We start from the raw sequence: 18,106 nt of genomic DNA on the forward strand, positions 1-18,106 counted from the left end.
TCGGCGGGGTGGGATGGTGCTCGGGTCAGGAGGACGGCCGGGTATCGGTGGCGTCGAGGTTGCGGAGGGTCCCCACGAGTGCGTTCACGCCGGTGGCGATGTCCTCCGTGCTGCTCCACTCCTCGGGGCAGTGGCTCTTGCCGCCCTGCGAAGGGATGAAGATCATGCCCATCGGCGCGAGTGCGGCCATGTGCACGGCGTCATGTGTGGCGCCGCTCGGAATCGGCATCCACGGCAGGCCGAGTGCGTCCGCCGCGGCTCCGGCGATGTCCTGGACACCGGAATCCGCACGCACCACCGAGTTGTCGGTGGACCACTCGAATCCGACGTCGACGCCGAGCCCGCCGGCTTTCGCCGCGATCTCCGCGGTCAGGCGGCCTTTCACGCCCGACAGCCACGCCGGGTCGACACTGCGGACCTCGCTGTACATCCGGACCAGCGACGGCACAACGTTCGGTGACCGCGACTCGGATTCGACCCGTGTGGAGGTGGCCACTCCGTGCGTCGGCGCACCGCAGCCCTCCGCGCGCACCGCGAGGACCGCCTCCGCCGCGGCGACCATGGCGTCGCGCCGGTCGTCCATCGACGTCGTGCCCGCGTGGTCGGCGGCACCCGTGAAGGTGGCGATGAAGCGCTCGATGCCGGTGATGGCGGTGACGATGCCGAGGGGCAGGCCCTGCTTCTCGAGCGTCGGACCCTGCTCGATGTGCAGCTCGACGAACGCGTGCAGCGGTGCCTTCGCCCAGGGAACGTCGAGCAGCCTGGCGGGATCCAGCCCGTAGTCGGTGTAGGCCTGCCCGAGGCTGAGTCCGCGATAGTCGCGCCGGTCGAGGTCTTCCTTCAGCAGTTCCTGGGCGGCGCATCGGCTGCCCAGGCAACTGAGTCCGAAGACGTTCGATTCCTCACCGAGGAAATCGACGACGAGCAGGTCACGGCGGAGAGGTGTCCCGGACTCCTGCAGCAGACGGGCAGCTTCGATCGAGCCGAGGACGCCGACGATCCCGTCGAAGCGTCCTCCGCCGTCGACGGTGTCCGTGTGCGATCCCGTGACGAGGGCGGGCGCCGAGGACTCGCTTCCTGCGAGGCGTCCGATGATGTTTCCGGCGGCGTCGACGTGGACGTCCAGCCCTGCTTCGCGCATTCGGGCAGCCGTCCAGTCCCGTGATGCCCGGTACGGCTCGCTGAACACCTCGCGGGTCCAGCCGAGGCGGTCGCCGTCGTGGAAGGCGGACAGTTGGTCCACTCCCGTGCCGAGCCGGTCGAGGGTCTCCTGCGAGGTGCTTGGTGGCATGGCGTGAGCGTCCTTGTGCAATCGTTTGCGCAATCCAGCAGGAGCGGATCCTGCTCCGAAGTATGGTGTACATCACACTACGGTCGCCCGGTTTCGTCAATGTTTCAGGACAGTGAACCTTCTGTGAGGCGGAGTCCCAGCGCAAACCTTTGCGCCACCGCCATCGAGAAGCCACAGAATCCCCCTCGGCAGCCCTAGACTCGGGGCCATGAAGGACGAGCCCATCGCGCAGCGGGCACGGGTACGCCCCGTCACCCTGGCCACCGTCGCGCACCACGCGCAGGTGCATGTCTCGACGGCGTCCCGTGCGCTGAGTGACAACCCTGCCGGAATCGGTGCCGATACCGTGCGGCGCGTCCGCGAGCTCGCGGCCGTCCTCGGCTACAGGCGCGACGTCGGCGCGGCAGGTCTCCGGACCGGGAGCTCGCGCCTCATCGGGGTTCTGGTCCCCCGCCTCACCGACCTCGTACTCGCATCGATCTACGAGAGTATCGACGCGGCGGCCGGCGCTGCCGGGTACGGCACCGTGGTGGCCAACACCCTCGATGATCCGGACCACCGACGCGTACGCCTCGATGCGATGCTCTCGCGCAGGATCGACGGCGTCGTCATCGGTGACTCGCACATCGGTGACACGGCCGCCCATGAACTCCGGGCCCGTGGTGTCCCCTACGTGCTCGTGATGCGGAAGCTCGAGGGACACTTGTCGGTTACAACAGATGACTACCGGGGAGGCCAGCTGGCGGCGGAGCACCTGCTGGAACTGGGGCACCACCGCGTCGGCGTCATCGCCGGCGACCAGCTCGCCAGTACGGGCCGCGAGCGCACCCTCGGCTTCCGCAGGGCCTTCGAATCTGCGGGCTATCCACTCCCGGACCCCTACGTGGTGGAGTCGGCCTTCAGCACTCCGTCGGGGTTGCTTGCCGGCAGCGAGCTGATGCGGCTGCCGGACCCGCCCACGGCCATCTTCGCCGTGCACGACCTCCTCGCCCTGGGTGCCATGGGAGCCATCCGCGACGCCGGCAAGCGGGTCGGGGAGGACGTCGGCCTCATCGGCTACAACGACCTCGACCTCGCGGCCACCCTTCCGGTTCCCTTGACCTCGGTCCGGAGCGACCTCGGGGCCATGGGAAGCCTGAGCGTCGATGCCCTGCTGGGCCAGTTCAGGGGCGAGACGCCGTCAAGCGTGCTGCTGCCCCCGGAACTCGTCGTGCGCGCGACGACGCAGCACCGGTAGGCGCCATCGGTGCGGCGCACCACAGCCTTCGCGGGCTGTTCACCGTCACGTCCCGCGGACGCCATCCCCTCGTGACTCCGGCTCGACAGCGTGGAACCGACACCACCGCTGCCCGACCAGGAGCTCCCCGTGAAGACACTCGTCCGCGCCATGTCCGTCGTCCTGTCCGCCGTCCTCATCACAGGGGCTGCGAAGCCCGCAGTCGAGGACTTCCCTGCCACGATCGACGGCGGCGCCTGGCCGGCCGGACACGTGCAGGGCATCGCCGTCGACACCGAGAACGAAGTCATCTACTACTCCTTCACCTCGATGCTCGTGAAAACCGACCTCGACGGGACGGTCCTCGGTACCGTCACCGGCTTCACAGGGCACCTCGGTGACCTCGACTTCAACGAGAAGGACGGCCGCGTCTACGGCTCGCTGGAGTACAAGGCTGCCGAGTCCTTCTATATCGCCATCTTCGACGTGGAGCGCATCACCGAAATGGACATGGACGCCGAGACGGACGGCATCGTCACGGCGGTGTACCTCGACGAGGTGGTGCAGGACTTCACCGCGGACATGGACGGCAACGGCGTCTTCGACGGCAACATCGCCGACACCCCGGACCACCGCTACGGCAGCAGCGGGATCGACGGCGTCACCTTCGGCCCCGCATTCGGGCGGAAGAACGGCAAGCAGCTGCTGACCGTCGCTTACGGTGTCTACTCGAACACCGGGCGTGATGACAACGACCACCAGGTCCTCCTGCAGTACGACGTCACGCGCTGGAAGAAGTACGAGCAGCCCCTCACCCAGGCCGCAGCGCACACGAGCGGCCCCGCCACCACCGACGGCAAGTACTTCGTCTACACCGGCAACACCACCTACGGCGTGCAGAACCTCAACTACGACTCCTTCACCCACACGTGGCTGCTCGGCGTCTACAGGGGTGTGAAGGAGCAGTTCCCCAACTACTCGCTGTTCGCCATCGACGGCTCGTCCCGTCCCACGCGCGGCGTCCTCGAGGGCCAGCCGGGCGGCGAGGAAGGCCTGCTCCTCCCCCTCCTGCAGCAGGGCCTCCGCCACGAATCGACCGGCATCCGCGGCTGGAACTTCATCGCCGACGTCGGACTCGAATCCCTCGGCGGCGGCTACTTCTACATCGCTACCCAGGGGCGGGTCGTCGAGGACGGCCTCACGAAACAGACCGCCGTGCTGGACCTGTACCGCTGGACCGGAGCGCCGTCGTCGCCCTTCGAGCTTGTCGGCAGGTAGGACGGCGGCAGGTAGAACGGCGGGAACGACGACGGCGGGTTCAGTCGAGGGTGAAGTGCGTCCAGCGACCACCAAGCATCGTTGCCGACACGTCGAGGCACCGCAGTTGCTGGTCGCTGGCAACGAGGGGATCCAGCTCGGTGATCACGAGGTCGGCAACGGATCCCACGCCAAGGGTCGACCGACCGTCGGTAGATGCTGCGAGGGCGATCGACGACAGAACGCGTTGCTCGGCGTGCCATGGTTCCCGCCCGTCGCGAGCGCGGGACACGGCGGCGGCCATCGAGACCCATGGGTCGAGAGGGGCGACCGGCGCATCCGATCCGAGCGTAATCGTGACACCCGCGGCCGCCAGGCTCCCGAAGGCGAAAGCCCGGTGTGTACGGCCTGGCCAGTAGCGGTCCGCGACGTCACGATCGTCCATCGCGTGCTCCGGTTGGACACTGGCCGTGATGCCGAGCTGGTTGAAGCGGTCGAAGTCGTCCTCATGGACAAGCTGGGCGTGCTCGATGCTGCCGCCGCAACCGACTTCCTCGAACGCGTCGAGCGCGAGCGAGTTCGCCGCATCCCCGATCGCATGCACCGCGGGCACGAGGCCCGCCGACGACGCGCGGCGGAGATAGTCGACGAGCTCGTCCCGATCAACAGTCAGAATCCCCTGCCCCTCGTGTGTGCCCTCGAGTCCGGGATACGGGTCGTGGCAGAACGCGGTCCGGGTATTCAGGGACCCGTCGGTGATGATCTTGAACGGTCCCATCGTGACCAGGCCATCGGTGCCGTCGATGACGTCCCCCGTGCGCAGGCCGCGCGCGATGACGGCGTCGAGATCCTGTGGGTACACGCCGGCCCGCACCCTCAGGCCGCGGGTGCCGCTGGCGACACGATGCGCCCATCGGTCGATGGAGAGCGTCATCTCGAGGTCGACGATGCCGACGACTCCCCTGGCAGCTGCGGCCTCGACTGCATCTGCCACCCAGCCGTCGAGGGTTCCGTTCGGGACCGCGCTGATCCGGGTGTTGACGTCGAATGCCGCCTGTTCGCGCAGCAACCCTGTGGGATGGTCTGCGTGACCGTGGTGGGCGAGGGCCCTGGAATTGAGCCACAGCGTGTGGAGGTCCTTGCCGACGAGGACGACGGGCACGTCGGCGTCGGCCGCATCGAGCAGTTCCCGCGTCGGCAGGTCGGGCCACAATGCGTCCTGGAAGCCGTAGCCGATCAAGGGCTGCCCGACGGGAGGCGGTGCCGAGCGCAGTCGCTCACCCACGAGGAATGCCGCACCGGCGGCCGACGTCGCCGACGACAGGTCGAGGCGCTGGCGCATGAGAGCCCACTGGCCCATGTGCACATGCGAGTCCCACAGACCCGGTGCCACCCACCGTCCGCCGACATCCACTACCGGGACCGCGCCGGAACCGATGGTCTCGCCAAGAGCCCTGACCATTCCGTCCTCGATGAGGATGTCTACCGGATCCCCTGCCGTGCCGACCAGTCGGGCGGAGCGGAGCAGGACATCACTCGTTCCACTCCTCATCCCTGGCTACGCCGCATCTCACGGGCAAGGGCAGGATTCGAGTAGTGCTCGCCCTGCTCGAGCTCATCGACGATGCGCTCGACGACTGCAGGAGCCTTGTCCTGGCTGAGCTTCAGCCTCGCGTCGAAGCGCGTCACCGTCAGGCGGATCCCCACGGTTCCCCGGGCGACGCGGCGCGATGCCTCAGGGTCCAGGGTCAGAGAACTGGGCTCCGGCATGACGCGTTCGAAGTGGTCGACCAGCTGCCCCAGCACCAGGAAGTTCTCCTCGTCGGACAGGATCTCCGGGGTGCCGTACAGGTGGGCCGTGACGTGGTTCCATGTCGGAATGATCTGGTCGCTGGGATACCAGCCGGGCGAGATGTAGCCGTGCGGCCCCTGAACGATCAGCAGCACCTCGTGCTCGCCGAGTTCATGCAACCGCTCATCGGGGCGGCCGACGTGGCTGACGATGCTGATGGTGTCATCAGCGGTCTCTTCGAGTATCACCGGGTAGTGGGACGCCACGAGACCGCTGGCGGGTGAGGACACGATGGTTGCCCACGGATTCTCCCGGATGAGTCGCTTGACCTCACCGACGTCGGACAGGACGAAAGAGGGCGTGTGGCGCATGCTCGTCACTCTGCCATGAATGCCGGATCAGCTGCGGCATCTGTCCGAGTACGACGGCGAGGCAGTCACTTATCGTGACTGCCCCGCCGTCGTCCGTTGTGGTGCGTGCGGCTAGCTATCGCAGCCGATCCCGTCGTTGTCCCGGTCGAACTTCGGCTGGAAGCCGGGGGTGCCCGCGTAGATCGGAGCAGCGCCGGCCGCGCGGACCGCGTCGCAGTTCGCGTAGTAGGGAGCCGGTGCCGGGGCTGGCGCGACAGGTGCCGGTGCCACCGGTGCCGGCGCTACGGGCTCGGGCACGACGACGGGAGGTGCCACGGGTTCCGGCACGACCGGAGGGGCGACGGGCACGACGACGGGCGCCTCGGTCTCCACGGGGGCCGGCGGCGGGGTGACGGACGGCGCCACCTGATTGGTCGGCGCGAGGATGCCGTTGCAGTCCGACAGGATGCGCGCGATGGCGTCGTGCTCGGCCTGCGTGACCCACAGGACGTAGGTCGCCTTCACCGAGACCTGCCGTGCCACGTACTCGCAGCGGTAGGACGTGTTCGGTGGCAGCCAGGTGGCGGCGTCGCCGTCGCTCTTCTGCTGGTTCGTGGGTCCATCGGTGGACTGAAGGTTCAGCGGATCGTTCGCGAATGCGACGCGCTGGTCCGGGGTGAGCTGCTGGGCGCCCTTCTGCCAGGCGTCGGAGAGGGCGACGACGTGATCGATCTGCACCGCGGTGCTGGTCGCCTGCCCACGCAGGAACGCGATCGTGGACGCAGTGTAGGGATCATTCAGTACACCGGACTGGACCTTACAGGGCACCGAGTTCGTGTACACGATGTCCGTCAGGTCCCGGTTGAGCATGTCATTGCGGGTGTCGCAGCCGTTGCGGTCGACGTCGGCCCATGCCTGGCCGAACAGGTCGCGATCGTAGCCGGTCTTCGGTGCCCGGCCCTTGATGGGCAGGGTCTCCAGCAGGGCGAGCGCCGTGGTGTTGGCGGCCGGCTGGTCAGACGGGGCCCGGGGCGTGCCGGTCACGTCGGCAACAGCGTCGGAATCGAGCGGTGCCACGTCGGAGGCCTTCGGGGTGGGCGAGGGTGTGCGCGTCGGCGAGGGGCTGGGCGACGGTGTGGCCGAGGCTGTCGGGGCGTCCGCCGTCGACGTCGCCTCAGGAGCCGCCTCCTGCGTCTGCTCGGCCACCGCGGTCGGCACGGAGTCGTCGGCGGGTGCGATGGCTCCGCCGATCAGGAGCGCGACGATGCTCGCGCCGGCAGTGATGGCACCCGTCCTGCGGCCGTTCAGTCGCGCCCAGGACGGCCTGCTCGTCACGAACGTGTACAGGCCGGTGAAGAAGGCGAAGATGGCGGCCATGATGATGGCGCCGCCGACGCCTCCGATGATCGCCCCGAGGATGACCAGGAATATAGCGAGTCCAGCGATGAGGGCGGTGGACGTCCGCACGTGGAAGCCTCCCGGCGACGGTTTGCGGGCAGGAGGAGGTGCGGACGGCAGCATGGAACCCCATTTGTGGCAGAAGGGCCGCGAGTACATCGAGTGATGAACGACCTTTCGAAGTCTAGGACGACTGTCAAGACACATGATCGGGAGGAGCGCCAGCCCCACCTCACGTATGTGGACGCTCCCCCTCACGACGATCGTTGTCGTCACATCGCTCACGTACCGTCCCGCCGGCTCGTAGAGAACGGTCCAATGAATGCTTCGCGCAGGGACGGCTCCGTGGCGACCCTCGTGTTCCAGCGCGGCGAGCACTAACTGTGCAGGCCACACTGATCCTCCTGAAGGAACCTTCGGCGCATCCCATCGCTTAACCCTTCAGGAGCACTGCTGCAGGCAGACGAACCAAGCATCGCGAACGTGAGGGTAGTCGACAGTGAGCGGTATCAGCACAGCAAGCACGGGCGCGAGCACGACGGCGATCAACGCTGCCGCTCCACGCGTCATGACGGGTTCTCCTCATGGCACGTAGCGCCATTGTCGGCCGTCGTCGGCTTTCCGCCGCCATCCTTTCCGTGCTCGTGGTGCTCGTAGTGCTCGCTGCGATCGCGGTGGCCCTGGTCACGCTTGCCCCCGCGCTCGTCGGCAGCGGTCCGCTCCTCGATAGCTCCGACTGCACGGTGGACACGCCGGACGGCCGAGTCGGGTTGACGCACGAGCAAGCACAGCAGGCGACGACGGCGGTAGCACTGCAATCCCGAGGCATCGACACCCCAGCGCCAACAGACCTCGCGGATGGTGTCCTGGAGGCCCTGGCCAGTGGACCCGCGGATGATGCCGGACCGGTCCTCAGCTGCAGGGGTTCGGTGGACGAAGGACTTCGGGTGGAGGAGCTGACGCCGTCGGGTCTGACGCCGCGGGCCGATGGAGTTCGGACCGCGATGGCCGAGGTGTTCGGCGAGCAGAGCCTCGGCGGGTTCGAGCCAGGCGGCGTGGGCTCCGGGCACGGCGGCGAGTCGACCCATTACGACGGGCGGGCCATTGACGTCTTCTTCCGGCCGGTCACCGAGGAGAACCGGCGTCAGGGTTGGGTGCTGTCGCACTGGCTGGTCGCGCATGCTGCGGACCTCGACATCCAGTACGTCATCTTCGACGACCAGTTCTGGAGCGCACGCCTGGCCCGGGGCGGGTGGCACCCCTACGACGCACCCGCACCGGCGAACGAGATCCTGCGACACCTCGACCACGTGCACGTGGACGTCCTGGCGGGCCGTTCTTGAGGATAAGCGGTCAGATGATCTCGAGCAGTTACTTCACCGCGCAACACCGCTAGGAAAGCTGCTACCAACTGGTTAGATGAGGGAATGGACCAGCCAACTCAGGATCTCGGGCTCTTCGTTTCCGGCAACGAGGTTGCCGTCGTCGGAGAAACAGACGTCGTTCAGAGATTCATGAACGAACTAGCCGTTCGCCCAGAGTTGGGGCAAAAGGCAAAGCGCCCAACCATCGAAGCTGTTGCTGCCGCAACCGGATTAAGCACTTTGGCTGGCTCCTCCCTTGGTGGGACTACTTTCACCATGACGGCCGATTCAGCAGAGCTGCTGAAGAAGTACAGCCAGTTCAACCCGGATGGCCCCGTAGCGGGCATCATTCGAGGAGCGAAGGGACGCATTGCGTCCACGGCAAAGTTCGAGCCCGCGCAGATGAATCCCATGGTGGTTTCGAATGTCGCAGCCTTGAGCGCCGCAGCGGCGCTCAAGGCCGCTCTGGCGGATTTGGAGCAACTGGTTGAAGCGATGGACATCAAGCTGGACAGGCTTCTATCTGACAATCGAGCGCAAGCCCTGGGCAATGTGCAGGGCGTCACGCTGGTTCTAGAGAAGGCTTACGCCCTCTACCAGGAAACGAACCGAATCAGCGAGACCACATGGGCGCAGGTATCGACTCACAGCACCGTTTTGGGGCAATCAACGTCGTATGCGCTCAACCAACTCGACGCAATTGCTGATTCCCTCTCCAAGGGGAGTACGGCCGAGAGGTCGGATGCCATAACCCTCGCGAGCGGCACAGAGCTTCAGACTTGGCTGGTCCTTCTCGCTGCTTGTCAGGCCAACCAGGAGAGGTTTGACGCACTCGAGATTGCACACGTGACAAAATCCGAGCCTGAGGAGGTGAGTGCTCACATGCAAGCTATTAGTGCAGCTGCCGAACGGCGTCGCACTCTTACTGCCTTGCGTCTGCAACGGCTCAATGACGCAGTCAGCGCAACTGCAGACATCCACGATCTGGCACGCGTCATCACCCCGTTGAGGGCACGATCAACATTGAATGCTGCCGAGTCGATCCAATCAGTCGTCGCTACGTTCGCTGGCATATATGGACTCGAAGGCCTCGTCTACGGTGCCGTGGAACGCGAGAGCTGGCGGAAGTCCCTGACAGATCTGACCGCGCAGACTCGACAGCTGGTTGGTTCAGCGGCAAGCTCTGTACCTGGGGCTGTAGGCAAGGCGAAACCCCAGGTACAGAAGCTGCGAGACATTGAACTCTCACGTCCGAAGTGGACAAAGCGGACGAAGGACAAAAAGCCGAAAGAACTCGATGCGCCCGAAGAACAGCAGGCAATCAACCCGCTGCGAGATACGCCCTAACGCTGGAACGGAGCATATCTGCGTGATCGTAGATCTCATCGAGCGAGCTGATAGGGATGCGTTGCTCGACTTTCTGCTCGTCGAAGACGCCCAGGTACTTCTGCACCCTGTTGAAGTGCAATCGGGCAATCGGCTTCCGGTTGTTGTCATCGAGTAGTACTGCGAAGTAGGACTTCGCGTCGCGGTGGATCACGCGTGGGGGCTTGACCTCGTTGCAGACGATCGCTCGGACTATCTGAAACCCTTCCATCTCCTCCAGCGTCGTCTCAACCCCTGTTTCAGCTAGGTCATCTTCCACAGCCTGTGCACTCGTGACGGTTGCGGCGATCACCGAGTCGCTGGCCATCGGGAAGTTGGGGGCGCCAAGAGCCGCCTTGAGTCGTTCATTCACTTGCTCGTTGAGGAACTGCTTTGTCGCTTTGGTCACAAGCGGAGTGAACTGCTCCCGTACCTTTTGCGTGTATGCGCCGCTGTCATACACCCGCATGGTGAGGGCTTTGATCCACTCGGCGTCCGGCTCCTTGAACTGCGATGCCAACGTCCGCTTGATCTGACCGATGTACTTCAACTCGCCTGCTGCATTGATGATCGAGTCGAGATCAAAGACGTCCTTCGTAAGCTTCATCAGCTCGGGTATCAGTGTCTCGTCGATGTCGTTGAGGTCCAGCACCAGGAAGGGCTTGGCATCCATGCGGTTCGGCGCGTCCAGATCTGTGAAGAACTCGTACACTTCACCGTTCGTGAGAATGGCGATCCGCGCATTGGTGACGGCAAAGTATCGATACAGCTGGGACGCGTGCTCGATCTTCAGCGGTTCCTTCGACTTCTTGCACTCGATGAGGATCTGCACAGTGCCGCCGTGCATGATCGCGTAGTCAATTTTTTCCCCCTTCTTCACACCAACATCGGCGGTGAACTCGGGCACCACCTCTAGCGGATTGAAGACGTCATACCCGAGGATGGTCGAGATGAACGGCATGATGAAGGCATTCTTCGTTGCTTCTTCAGTTTCTATCTGAGACCTCTGCTGCCGCACCTTCGCCGCCAGCGCTGTCAATCGTTCTGCAAATTCCACAAATCCCCCTGCGTTGAATGGTTGCTTCACCCTAATACTGCTCGGGGACCTTCTGCTTCAATTGACGTGTGAGGCACGCAACGGCGAACCCACACCCGACTGGGATCGGCCGGTTTCGAGTGCTAACGATCAGAACGCGGTGTAGTAGGTCTTCCGATGCGTGTCACCTTCGGTTCGTCCACCCGGACCGCCCGTCAGTGCCGGCCATCCCCTGAAGAGGGCCCCGCAGCACCGACACTCCCTGATGAAATCTGCCGCTTGATCTGCTCCAGCTCCTCCTTGAGCGAATCGACAGTCGCGCGGTACTTCCTGAAGTCCGCCTTCCGGCGCTGCGCGGTATGGAAGCTAAGACCAGCGGCAAGAATGACCAGCGGGAATGACACCAGCAATGCCCATCCAGAAGTGGCAAGGAAGTCCAACGCGATGGGAAGTGCCTGTTGGAATGAGCGGAAGTCATTCACCCCTCCTACTACTCCTTCCAAAGCGGAGTCGAGTGGCACCAGGAACTCCCCCACAAGGGGTGTTTCGGAGAGCGACGGAGCGCTCAGCGGTGCCTCTCCATCCGGGGACCACCGCGAATCGCTGAAGTTACTCAAAACGTAGATCCCGGCCGCTGCGTTGAACGCGGCGAAGAGCAGAACCGCACCAAGCACGATCCAGTGCAGACTGCGCGGACGCCACAACCCGAACACCAACGCGATGACGGCGGCTGCAATCCATGGGAAGGCGCGAAGCACGTCGGGGCTCATGCTGCCCAGTAGATCCAAGGAGTACCCCCATAGAGATGAATTGAATGCGTGCCACCAGCCCGAGCTTCGACACATCGCCGTAAGGCTATATCTCCTCATTGGTTGGGCTGGTCAGCGACACCGTGGCCCAGTGGTTGGTCATGGCGTGGACGGGCTCGACAGCCGCTCGGATACTCGTCATCGGGGATCGACATGATTCGTCGGAGGACCCGTGCAGCAGAAGCGGGCCGACCACCCGACGGCGACCGGCCCGCCGTCGTGCACTGTGCTTCTGAAATGTACGGATCGACATCTCCGCGGGATCCATGAGCAGCGAGCGCTGCCCAACCATTGTAAGGAGTGGGGGCGAAGCCTATGCTTCAGCCGGGGAAGGTCTTGGTCTCGACCAATTCCATAAGGGGCAATCCCATGACTGACTTCTTCACCATGAGGTCCGGCGAGACCGCAGCTCCTGTGCCGCCCGGGCCGGTCCTGTGCACCGGGACGGGGAGCATGCGGCGAGTTCACCGCTTCTTCCTGTGGGCGTATGACGAAGCACCCGATCTTGTGAAGTCGGTCGAGCCCGGTGACACCGCCCGCGCCGCCTACGTCGGCGAGGTACTGGGGAACTTCGACAAGGTGCTCCATGCGCATCATGAGGGCGAGGATCTCCTCATGTACCCGCTGCTGGCGAAAAGAGCGCCCGCGTGCGCGCTGCATGTGGAGCAGATGCTCGAGCACCACAGGCAGGTCACACAACGGCTCGAGAGCATCGAGCCCGTTCGCCTGCGCTGGATGGAGACAGCCGATGCGAGCGTAAGGGCGGACCTCGCTGATCGCTACGAGGACCTATCGACCGTCCTCCAAGTACACCTGCGCCGTGAGGTCACCGAGGTGATGCCCGTTGTCGACAGGGTCCTCACCGAGAAGGAAGGGAAGGCAATTGGAGAGCACGGCGTGAAGACATTCGACAAGAAGTTCCTGGTCGGATACCTCGGGATGGTGCTGGCCACGAATCCGCCCGGCGAGCGCGAGGAGTTCTTCAAAGAAGTTCCACCGCCGGTTCGCCTCGCCTACCGTCTCGTAGGGCGCAGGCTCTATCGGAAGCAATACGCCACGCTCTTCCCGGGACGCGTCATTCCCGACACGCTGTGAACCACTTTGACGGGGACTCCCGTACTGCGGGAAGCGGAGCAGCGACTCTCCGGCTGCCTGGACCAAGCTCCACCATAGACAGCCGGCCCTTCGGACACACGGGGGACGAAAGCCTCTGAACGGCAGCGTTGGGCCCGGCTGGCAATCGAACCCTTCGCAGGAGCGATCGAGCCGTCATCACCCAGGACAAGGTCGCCGCTCTCCATGTGCAGACGCCGGATAAAAGCACCAACCACCCGAGGAGAACAGCGTGCCGAGCAAAGAGTCCAGAACTTTCGTGGACAGGACCGACGCCGGACGGCAGTTGGGGCAAAGGCTGGCAGGGCTACGGGGTCAGGACGTCGTAGTGCTCGGTCTGCCCCGTGGCGGTGTTCCGGTTGCCTTCGAGGTGGCGAATGCCCTTGGTGCGCCATTGGATGTGATCGTGGTGCGGAAGCTGGGGGTTCCGTTCCGGCCAGAGGTTGCCATGGGCGCCATTGGGGAGGGCGGCACCCGGGTCCTCGATGCGCACGTCCTCTCGCAGGCTCATGTCACGGAGGAGGACCTGCAAGCGCTCGAGACTAAAGAACGCCAGCTCCTGGAGGAGCGCCGGACCCGGTACCGGCAGAGAAGGATCCGGACAGATGTCCACGGGCGAATCGTCGTCGTCGTCGACGACGGCATGGCCACGGGCTCCACTGCGCGGGTGGCGTGCCAGGTGGCCAAGCAACTCGGCGCGGCACGGGTGATCGTGGCAATACCAGTCGCGCCGGCATCGACTGTGGCCTCGTTCACGGAGGCGGACGAGATCGTGAGCCTGGTTTCACCGCGGAGATTCGAGGCAGTGGGCTGCTACTACAACGACTTCTCAGCCACCGACGACGACGAAGTGGTCACGCTGCTCGACGCCGCGGCCCGCTCACGGGGTGGTCCCGACGGTGGTTGACTTGGTCCGCGCCAAGGGCCGTAGCAGGCCGAAGCCACCGGCATCCGGGCCGGCCTAACACGGCATCAGGCTTAGGCCTCCGGGCTCGTCAGACGGTGAGCCTCTGCATCTGCGGAATGTGCAGAATGGGCGGGGTACCCGGCCGCGACCTGACGCTTGACCTGCTCCAGTTCATCCTTGAGCGAATCGACAGTGGCACGATTCTTCGTGAATTCAGCCTTCCGGCGTCGAGCATTAGCGAAGCTGACACACGCGGCGAGAATGACCAGGGGGAATGACACCAGCAAGGCCCAGCCGGACGTGGCAAGGAAGTCCAGCGCTATGGGAAGGGCCTGCTGGAACGCCCGGAAGTCGTTCACCCCGCCGACTACTCCTTCCAGTGCAGAGTCCAGTGGCACCAGGAACTCCCCCACCATCGGTGTCTCGGAGAACGACGGAGCGCTCAGGGGAGCGCTTCCTTCCGGGGACCACCGCGGCTCACTGAAGTGGTTCAACACGTAGATCCCAGCAGCCGCGTTGAGTGCGGCGAAGAGCAGAACGGCACCGAGCGCGATCCAGTGGAAGCTGCGCCGAAGCAGGAAACCCGCCACCAGCGCGACGACGGCAGGTGCTATCCAGGTCAGGATGTGCAGTGTGTCGAGGCTCATGCCGCCGAATGGATCCAAGGAGTGCCCCCATAGAGATGATTCGATGTCCGCTCCAACCGTCAGGCCCTGAGAGCTCGCCGTCAGGCTACATCTCCTCATCGGTTGTGATGATCAGCGACACCGTGGACGCCAACTGAAGAACGGCGGGCCGACCACCGAAAGGTGATCGGCCCGCCGTCGTACTTAGCAAGAGCTAGAACACCCGAATAGGGATCTCCGCCGGATCCATCAGCAGCGACTCGATTTCGTCGTCGAGCTTCACCAGCGTGATGGACGCGCCGGCCATGTCCAGGGAGGTGCAGTACTCCCCCACATAGCTGCGGCCCACGCTGATGCCCTGCTCCGCGAGGCGCTTGTGCGCCTGCCCGTACAGCAGGTACAGCTCGCTGATCGGGGTGCCACCCAGGCCGTTGACCATCAGGGCCACGCGGTCGCCGTCGCCGAACGGCAGATCCTTCACCACCGGCGCCAGGAGCTCCTCGACGATCTCGTTGGCCGGCATCATCTTCGCCCGACGACGCCCGGGCTCGCCATGAATACCGACTCCCATCTCGATCTCGTCCGCGCCGAGCTCGAACAGCGGGCTGCCCTTCGCCGGCGGGGTGCACGCGGTCAGCGCGACGCCCATCGTCCGGGTCACCGAGTTCACCTTCTCGCCGATGCGGATGACCTCGTCGAGGTCCGCCCCGCGCTCGGCGGCGGCAGCGACGGCCTTGATGACGAAGAAGTTGCCGGCGACCCCGCGGCGGCCGATCGTGTAGGTCGAGTCCTCCACGGAGACGTCGTCGTTGATGAAGAGCGTCTTCACCTCGATGCCCTCGGCCGAGGACATCTCCTGCGCCATCTCGAACACCATCTTGTCGCCCGTGTAGTTGTTCACCAACAGGAGCACACCCTTGGGCGAGGCCATCAGCTTCGTGGTCTCGTACACGTAGTCAAACGGCGGCGCGGCGAATACGTCACCTGGGCAGGCGGCGTCAAGCATGCCCTTGCCCACGATCATCACGTGCGCCGGCTCATGCCCCGACCCGGAGCCCTGCACGATCGACACCTTGTTCTGGTCCGGGCCGTCGGCGCGCATGATCAGGTTGTACTCGGGCACGTACTTCAGGGTGTCCGGGTTCGCGAGCGCCAGGCCCTCGAGCATCTCCGGGACGAACTGCTGCGGATCATTGACGAACTTCTTCATGGGGTCTCCACGTCATTGTGAGTAGGGATGGATGGGCAAGTAGTCAGGGCCAGTCGGCCACGATGCCTTCGACGATGATGGCCACGGCCACCGCCCCGGCGTCGGGCGAGCCGATGCTGCGTTCCCCGCTGTAGCTGGCGCGGCCGCGCTTGGCCTGCAGGCTCGACGTCGCATCAGCGCACTCGCGGGTCTTCTTGGCGAACTCTGCCCGGCACTCCTCCGGTGACGCCCCCGCCTGCAGCTGCCTCTCGAGCTCGTCGGTCGCCGGGATCAGGGCATCCAGCAGGGTCTTGTCGCCGAGGTCCGCGTTGCCGCGGGCCTTGATCCCGTCCGTGGCTCCTCGCAGCATGGCGACGACGGCGGCCCCGTCGATCGCGTCAATGGTCTTCGCCGCCGCGGAGGCCCGGAGGAACGCCGTACCCCACAAGGGGCCCGAGGTTCCGCCGATCCTGCTGGAAATGGCGAGCGCGATCTGTTGCAGGAAGGTGGCGACGTCGTCGCGCTTGAACGAGTCCCAGTCCGCCAGGACCTTCTCGAAGCCGCGAGCGAGCGAGTAGCCGAGGTCGCCGTCGCCCACCACGGCGTCGAGGTCGCCGAACTCCTTCTCCCTGTCGACGGCGGTCTGGGCCAGGGAGTGGACGACGTATTCGACGTCGGCGAGGTCGGTTGCGCTCATGGGGTCTCCGTTTCGTGGGTCGCGGCGTTGGGGGCAGGTGCGGACAGCAGCTTCTGCAGGGTCGCGAGGGTAACGACGCCGGAAGGATCGGCACCGTACGGGTCGTCAAGAACCTCCGCCTGCTCGCCGTCGGGATCCCCGAGCGAGCTGACCACGAGCGATGCGCCGGTGAAGTCCTCCTCGCGGGTGAAGCCGCTGACCGTCACCACAGTGCGGAGTCCCGCTCCGACGGCGGCGCGCAGCCCGTTGCCGCTGTCCTCGACGACGATCGCGTCATTCGCCGACACTCCGAGCTCCTGCAGGGCCAGCAGGTAGATGTCCGGTGCGGGCTTCTTGGCCGGCACCACATCCCCGGCGAACACCGCGAAGTGCGCTGCGAGCGACTCCCCGACGGCGTGCGTCAGTACGGCACGGACCGCGGGTTCCGCGGAGGTGGAGGCGACGGCGAGCGTCCATCCGGCGTCGTGAGCCTCCTGCACGATGCGCGCGATGCCCGGCCGCGCAGGCATGACGCCACTCTCCACCAGCCCCTTGTAGACCTCGGTCTTCCGCTTGTGCCAGGAGAGGACCGCGGCATCGACGGCGTCGTCGTCATGCAGGTCGAGAGAGGCGGTCAGCGAGGGGGTGAGGATGCTGCGCATGCGCTCCTTGCCGCCGCCGATCTTCACCTTCTCGGCGTACTCCTCGACGCTCCACTGCACGGGCACGCCGAAGTCGGTGAAGGTCTGGTTGAAGGCGGGGAGGTGGCCGTACTGTTCGGTGTCGGCGAGCACGCCGTCGCAGTCGAAGATCAGGGCCGGCATGGTCAGCGGCCGCCCTTGCCTGCGCTGCCGAACTGGGCGCAGAGGTCGGTGACCATCGCGACGACGTCGGCGCGGGTGTGCTTGAACAGCGACGGCGGATCCCACTTGTTGTTCTGTTCGGCCTGCTTGAGGAACGCCAGGCTGGACTGCATGTACATCTCCTTGAGCGCCGTGGAGATGTTGACCTTCGCGCAGCCGCGGGCGATGAGGTCGGCGAATTGCTCATTGCTCAGGCCGCTGCCGCCGTGCAGGGCGATGGGTACGTTCCGTGCCTCGACAATCTGGGTGACGCGTTCGACGTCGAGCACGGGGGCTGCCTTGTAGCTGCCGTGGGCGTTGCCGATCGACGGAGCGAAGACGTCGATGCCGGTAGCGTCGATGAAGGCGAGGGCCACCTCGAGGCTCTGCTGCTTGGAGACGTCGTCGGACCCGTGATCGTCCTCGACGCCGGTGATGGCCTCGATCTCGCCCTCCACCTGGGCGCCGTAGCTGCGAGCCTCGGCGACGACCTCGACGGTCTGGCGCTGGTTCTCCTGAACGGGGAGGTTGGAGGCGTCGAACAGCACCGAATTCCAGCCGGCCTTGAGGCATTCGGTGACGACAGCGCGGTCCGGGCAGTGGTCCAGGTGCAGGGTGACGGGCACCTCGATGCCGCGCGTCATCGACTGCCACATGTCGAACAGCACGCGGGAGCCGATGCTGCGCACGGTCTTGACCGAGGTCTGCAGGATCACCGGGGAGTTCGCCTCCACGGCGCCGGCGAGCACGCCCTCCATGGTCAGGTCGTTGAAGATGTTGATCGCGGGCACCCCATAGCGCGCCTGGAATGCCGGATCAACGATGTCCTTCAGGGGTACAACACCCACAACAATTCCTCCTGGCTAGGCTGTACC

General features: G+C 65.2%; 18 protein-coding genes. 6 read left to right on the top strand and 12 right to left on the bottom strand.

All coding sequences use genetic code 11. From position 1 onward, the window contains the following. Window positions 1–25: 25 nt before the first annotated feature. On the bottom strand, window positions 26–1,291 hold the full coding sequence (locus tag D6T63_RS13750; RefSeq protein WP_120149628.1) for a M20 family metallo-hydrolase: 1,266 nt from the start codon (window positions 1,289–1,291) through the stop codon (window positions 26–28). A gap of 208 nt (window positions 1,292–1,499) precedes the next feature. Between D6T63_RS13750 and D6T63_RS13755 the strand changes: the two genes are divergently transcribed. Next, a complete protein-coding gene (locus tag D6T63_RS13755) occupies window positions 1,500–2,528 on the top strand; it encodes a LacI family DNA-binding transcriptional regulator (protein ID WP_120149629.1) in 1,029 nt (342 codons plus the stop codon). 129 nt (window positions 2,529–2,657) lie between these two features. Then, the gene (locus tag D6T63_RS13760; RefSeq protein ID WP_220725939.1) at window positions 2,658–3,785 is read left to right on the top strand and encodes a hypothetical protein; all 1,128 of its coding nucleotides are present in this window, start codon (window positions 2,658–2,660) and stop codon (window positions 3,783–3,785) included. 40 nt (window positions 3,786–3,825) lie between these two features. Here the strand turns inward: D6T63_RS13760 and D6T63_RS13765 are convergent, their stop codons facing one another. The 4 genes from D6T63_RS13765 to D6T63_RS20025 form a co-directional block, all read right to left on the bottom strand. Beyond that, a complete protein-coding gene (locus tag D6T63_RS13765) occupies window positions 3,826–5,316 on the bottom strand; it encodes an amidohydrolase (protein ID WP_120149630.1) in 1,491 nt (496 codons plus the stop codon). Beyond that, window positions 5,313–5,927 (bottom strand): FMN-binding negative transcriptional regulator, encoded by a 615-nt coding sequence (locus D6T63_RS13770; RefSeq protein WP_120149631.1) that lies wholly within the window; start codon window positions 5,925–5,927, stop codon window positions 5,313–5,315. The genes D6T63_RS13765 and D6T63_RS13770 overlap by 4 nt, the downstream gene beginning before the upstream one ends. Window positions 5,928–6,038: 111 nt before the next feature. Then, window positions 6,039–7,373: a GmrSD restriction endonuclease domain-containing protein gene (locus D6T63_RS13775; protein ID WP_235830759.1), complete on the bottom strand. Its 1,335-nt coding sequence runs from the start codon at window positions 7,371–7,373 to the stop codon at window positions 6,039–6,041. 372 nt (window positions 7,374–7,745) lie between these two features. Beyond that, a complete protein-coding gene (locus D6T63_RS20025; RefSeq protein ID WP_268878026.1) occupies window positions 7,746–7,874 on the bottom strand; it encodes a hypothetical protein in 129 nt (42 codons plus the stop codon). A gap of 14 nt (window positions 7,875–7,888) precedes the next feature. On the opposite strand from D6T63_RS20025, the gene D6T63_RS13780 reads away from it, so the two are divergent. Further along, window positions 7,889–8,647, top strand: coding sequence for a hypothetical protein (locus D6T63_RS13780; protein WP_182977010.1), 759 nt, complete (start codon window positions 7,889–7,891; stop codon window positions 8,645–8,647). Between the two features lie 84 nt (window positions 8,648–8,731). Continuing rightward, window positions 8,732–10,015, top strand: a complete 1,284-nt coding sequence (locus D6T63_RS13785) for a hypothetical protein (RefSeq protein WP_120149632.1) — start codon at window positions 8,732–8,734, stop codon at window positions 10,013–10,015. On the opposite strand, the gene D6T63_RS13790 is transcribed toward D6T63_RS13785, so the two are convergent. Together D6T63_RS13790 and D6T63_RS13795 are read right to left on the bottom strand one after the other, a co-directional pair. Beyond that, window positions 9,990–11,090, bottom strand: a complete 1,101-nt coding sequence (locus D6T63_RS13790; RefSeq protein ID WP_120149633.1) for a type I restriction endonuclease — start codon at window positions 11,088–11,090, stop codon at window positions 9,990–9,992. The genes D6T63_RS13785 and D6T63_RS13790 overlap by 26 nt on opposite strands. 194 nt (window positions 11,091–11,284) lie before the next feature. Further along, window positions 11,285–11,839 carry a hypothetical protein gene (locus D6T63_RS13795; RefSeq protein ID WP_120149634.1) on the bottom strand — a complete coding sequence of 185 codons (555 nt, stop codon included), beginning with the start codon at window positions 11,837–11,839 and terminating at the stop codon, window positions 11,285–11,287. Window positions 11,840–12,247: 408 nt separating this feature from the next. On the opposite strand from D6T63_RS13795, the gene D6T63_RS13800 reads away from it, so the two are divergent. Both D6T63_RS13800 and D6T63_RS13805 read left to right on the top strand, forming a co-directional pair. Then, on the top strand, window positions 12,248–12,973 hold the full coding sequence (locus D6T63_RS13800) for a hemerythrin domain-containing protein (protein ID WP_120149731.1): 726 nt from the start codon (window positions 12,248–12,250) through the stop codon (window positions 12,971–12,973). A gap of 250 nt (window positions 12,974–13,223) precedes the next feature. After that, window positions 13,224–13,898, top strand: coding sequence for a phosphoribosyltransferase (locus D6T63_RS13805; RefSeq protein WP_120149635.1), 675 nt, complete (start codon window positions 13,224–13,226; stop codon window positions 13,896–13,898). A gap of 71 nt (window positions 13,899–13,969) precedes the next feature. Here D6T63_RS13805 and D6T63_RS13810 read toward each other — a convergent pair whose 3' ends face one another. From D6T63_RS13810 to D6T63_RS13830, 5 genes are all read right to left on the bottom strand, one after another. After that, on the bottom strand, window positions 13,970–14,545 hold the full coding sequence (locus D6T63_RS13810) for a hypothetical protein (protein WP_182977011.1): 576 nt from the start codon (window positions 14,543–14,545) through the stop codon (window positions 13,970–13,972). A gap of 193 nt (window positions 14,546–14,738) precedes the next feature. Next, window positions 14,739–15,734 (bottom strand): dihydroxyacetone kinase subunit DhaK, encoded by a 996-nt coding sequence (dhaK, locus tag D6T63_RS13815; RefSeq protein WP_120149636.1) that lies wholly within the window; start codon window positions 15,732–15,734, stop codon window positions 14,739–14,741. Window positions 15,735–15,777: 43 nt separating this feature from the next. Then, window positions 15,778–16,410 (bottom strand): dihydroxyacetone kinase subunit DhaL, encoded by a 633-nt coding sequence (dhaL, locus tag D6T63_RS13820; RefSeq protein ID WP_120149637.1) that lies wholly within the window; start codon window positions 16,408–16,410, stop codon window positions 15,778–15,780. Beyond that, window positions 16,407–17,213 (bottom strand): HAD-IA family hydrolase, encoded by an 807-nt coding sequence (locus D6T63_RS13825; RefSeq protein WP_120149638.1) that lies wholly within the window; start codon window positions 17,211–17,213, stop codon window positions 16,407–16,409. The genes dhaL and D6T63_RS13825 overlap by 4 nt, the downstream gene beginning before the upstream one ends. A gap of 2 nt (window positions 17,214–17,215) precedes the next feature. Then, window positions 17,216–18,079, bottom strand: a complete 864-nt coding sequence (locus D6T63_RS13830; protein ID WP_120149639.1) for a class II fructose-bisphosphate aldolase — start codon at window positions 18,077–18,079, stop codon at window positions 17,216–17,218. Window positions 18,080–18,106 lie beyond the last annotated feature (27 nt).

Source organism: Arthrobacter cheniae (genome assembly GCF_003602275.1).
GTDB classification, from domain to species: domain Bacteria; phylum Actinomycetota; class Actinomycetes; order Actinomycetales; family Micrococcaceae; genus Arthrobacter_D; species Arthrobacter_D cheniae.

Excerpts from the sequence above, each read along its gene's own strand:
- D6T63_RS13780 (WP_182977010.1), top strand. The coding sequence starts at position 7,889 with ATGGCACGTAGCGCCATTGTCGGCCGTCGTCGGCTTTCCGCCGCCATC.
- D6T63_RS13785 (WP_120149632.1), top strand. The coding sequence starts at position 8,732 with ATGGACCAGCCAACTCAGGATCTCGGGCTCTTCGTTTCCGGCAACGAG.
- D6T63_RS13755 (WP_120149629.1), top strand. The coding sequence starts at position 1,500 with ATGAAGGACGAGCCCATCGCGCAGCGGGCACGGGTACGCCCCGTCACC.
- D6T63_RS13750 (WP_120149628.1), bottom strand. The coding sequence starts at position 1,291 with ATGCCACCAAGCACCTCGCAGGAGACCCTCGACCGGCTCGGCACGGGA.
- D6T63_RS13765 (WP_120149630.1), bottom strand. The coding sequence starts at position 5,316 with ATGAGGAGTGGAACGAGTGATGTCCTGCTCCGCTCCGCCCGACTGGTC.
- D6T63_RS20025 (WP_268878026.1), bottom strand. The coding sequence starts at position 7,874 with ATGACGCGTGGAGCGGCAGCGTTGATCGCCGTCGTGCTCGCGCCCGTG.
- D6T63_RS13810 (WP_182977011.1), bottom strand. The coding sequence starts at position 14,545 with ATGAGCCTCGACACACTGCACATCCTGACCTGGATAGCACCTGCCGTC.
- dhaK (WP_120149636.1), bottom strand. The coding sequence starts at position 15,734 with ATGAAGAAGTTCGTCAATGATCCGCAGCAGTTCGTCCCGGAGATGCTC.
- D6T63_RS13770 (WP_120149631.1), bottom strand. The coding sequence starts at position 5,927 with ATGCGCCACACGCCCTCTTTCGTCCTGTCCGACGTCGGTGAGGTCAAG.
- D6T63_RS13795 (WP_120149634.1), bottom strand. The coding sequence starts at position 11,839 with ATGAGCCCCGACGTGCTTCGCGCCTTCCCATGGATTGCAGCCGCCGTC.
- dhaL (WP_120149637.1), bottom strand. The coding sequence starts at position 16,410 with ATGAGCGCAACCGACCTCGCCGACGTCGAATACGTCGTCCACTCCCTG.
- D6T63_RS13825 (WP_120149638.1), bottom strand. The coding sequence starts at position 17,213 with ATGCCGGCCCTGATCTTCGACTGCGACGGCGTGCTCGCCGACACCGAA.
- D6T63_RS13800 (WP_120149731.1), top strand. The coding sequence starts at position 12,248 with ATGACTGACTTCTTCACCATGAGGTCCGGCGAGACCGCAGCTCCTGTG.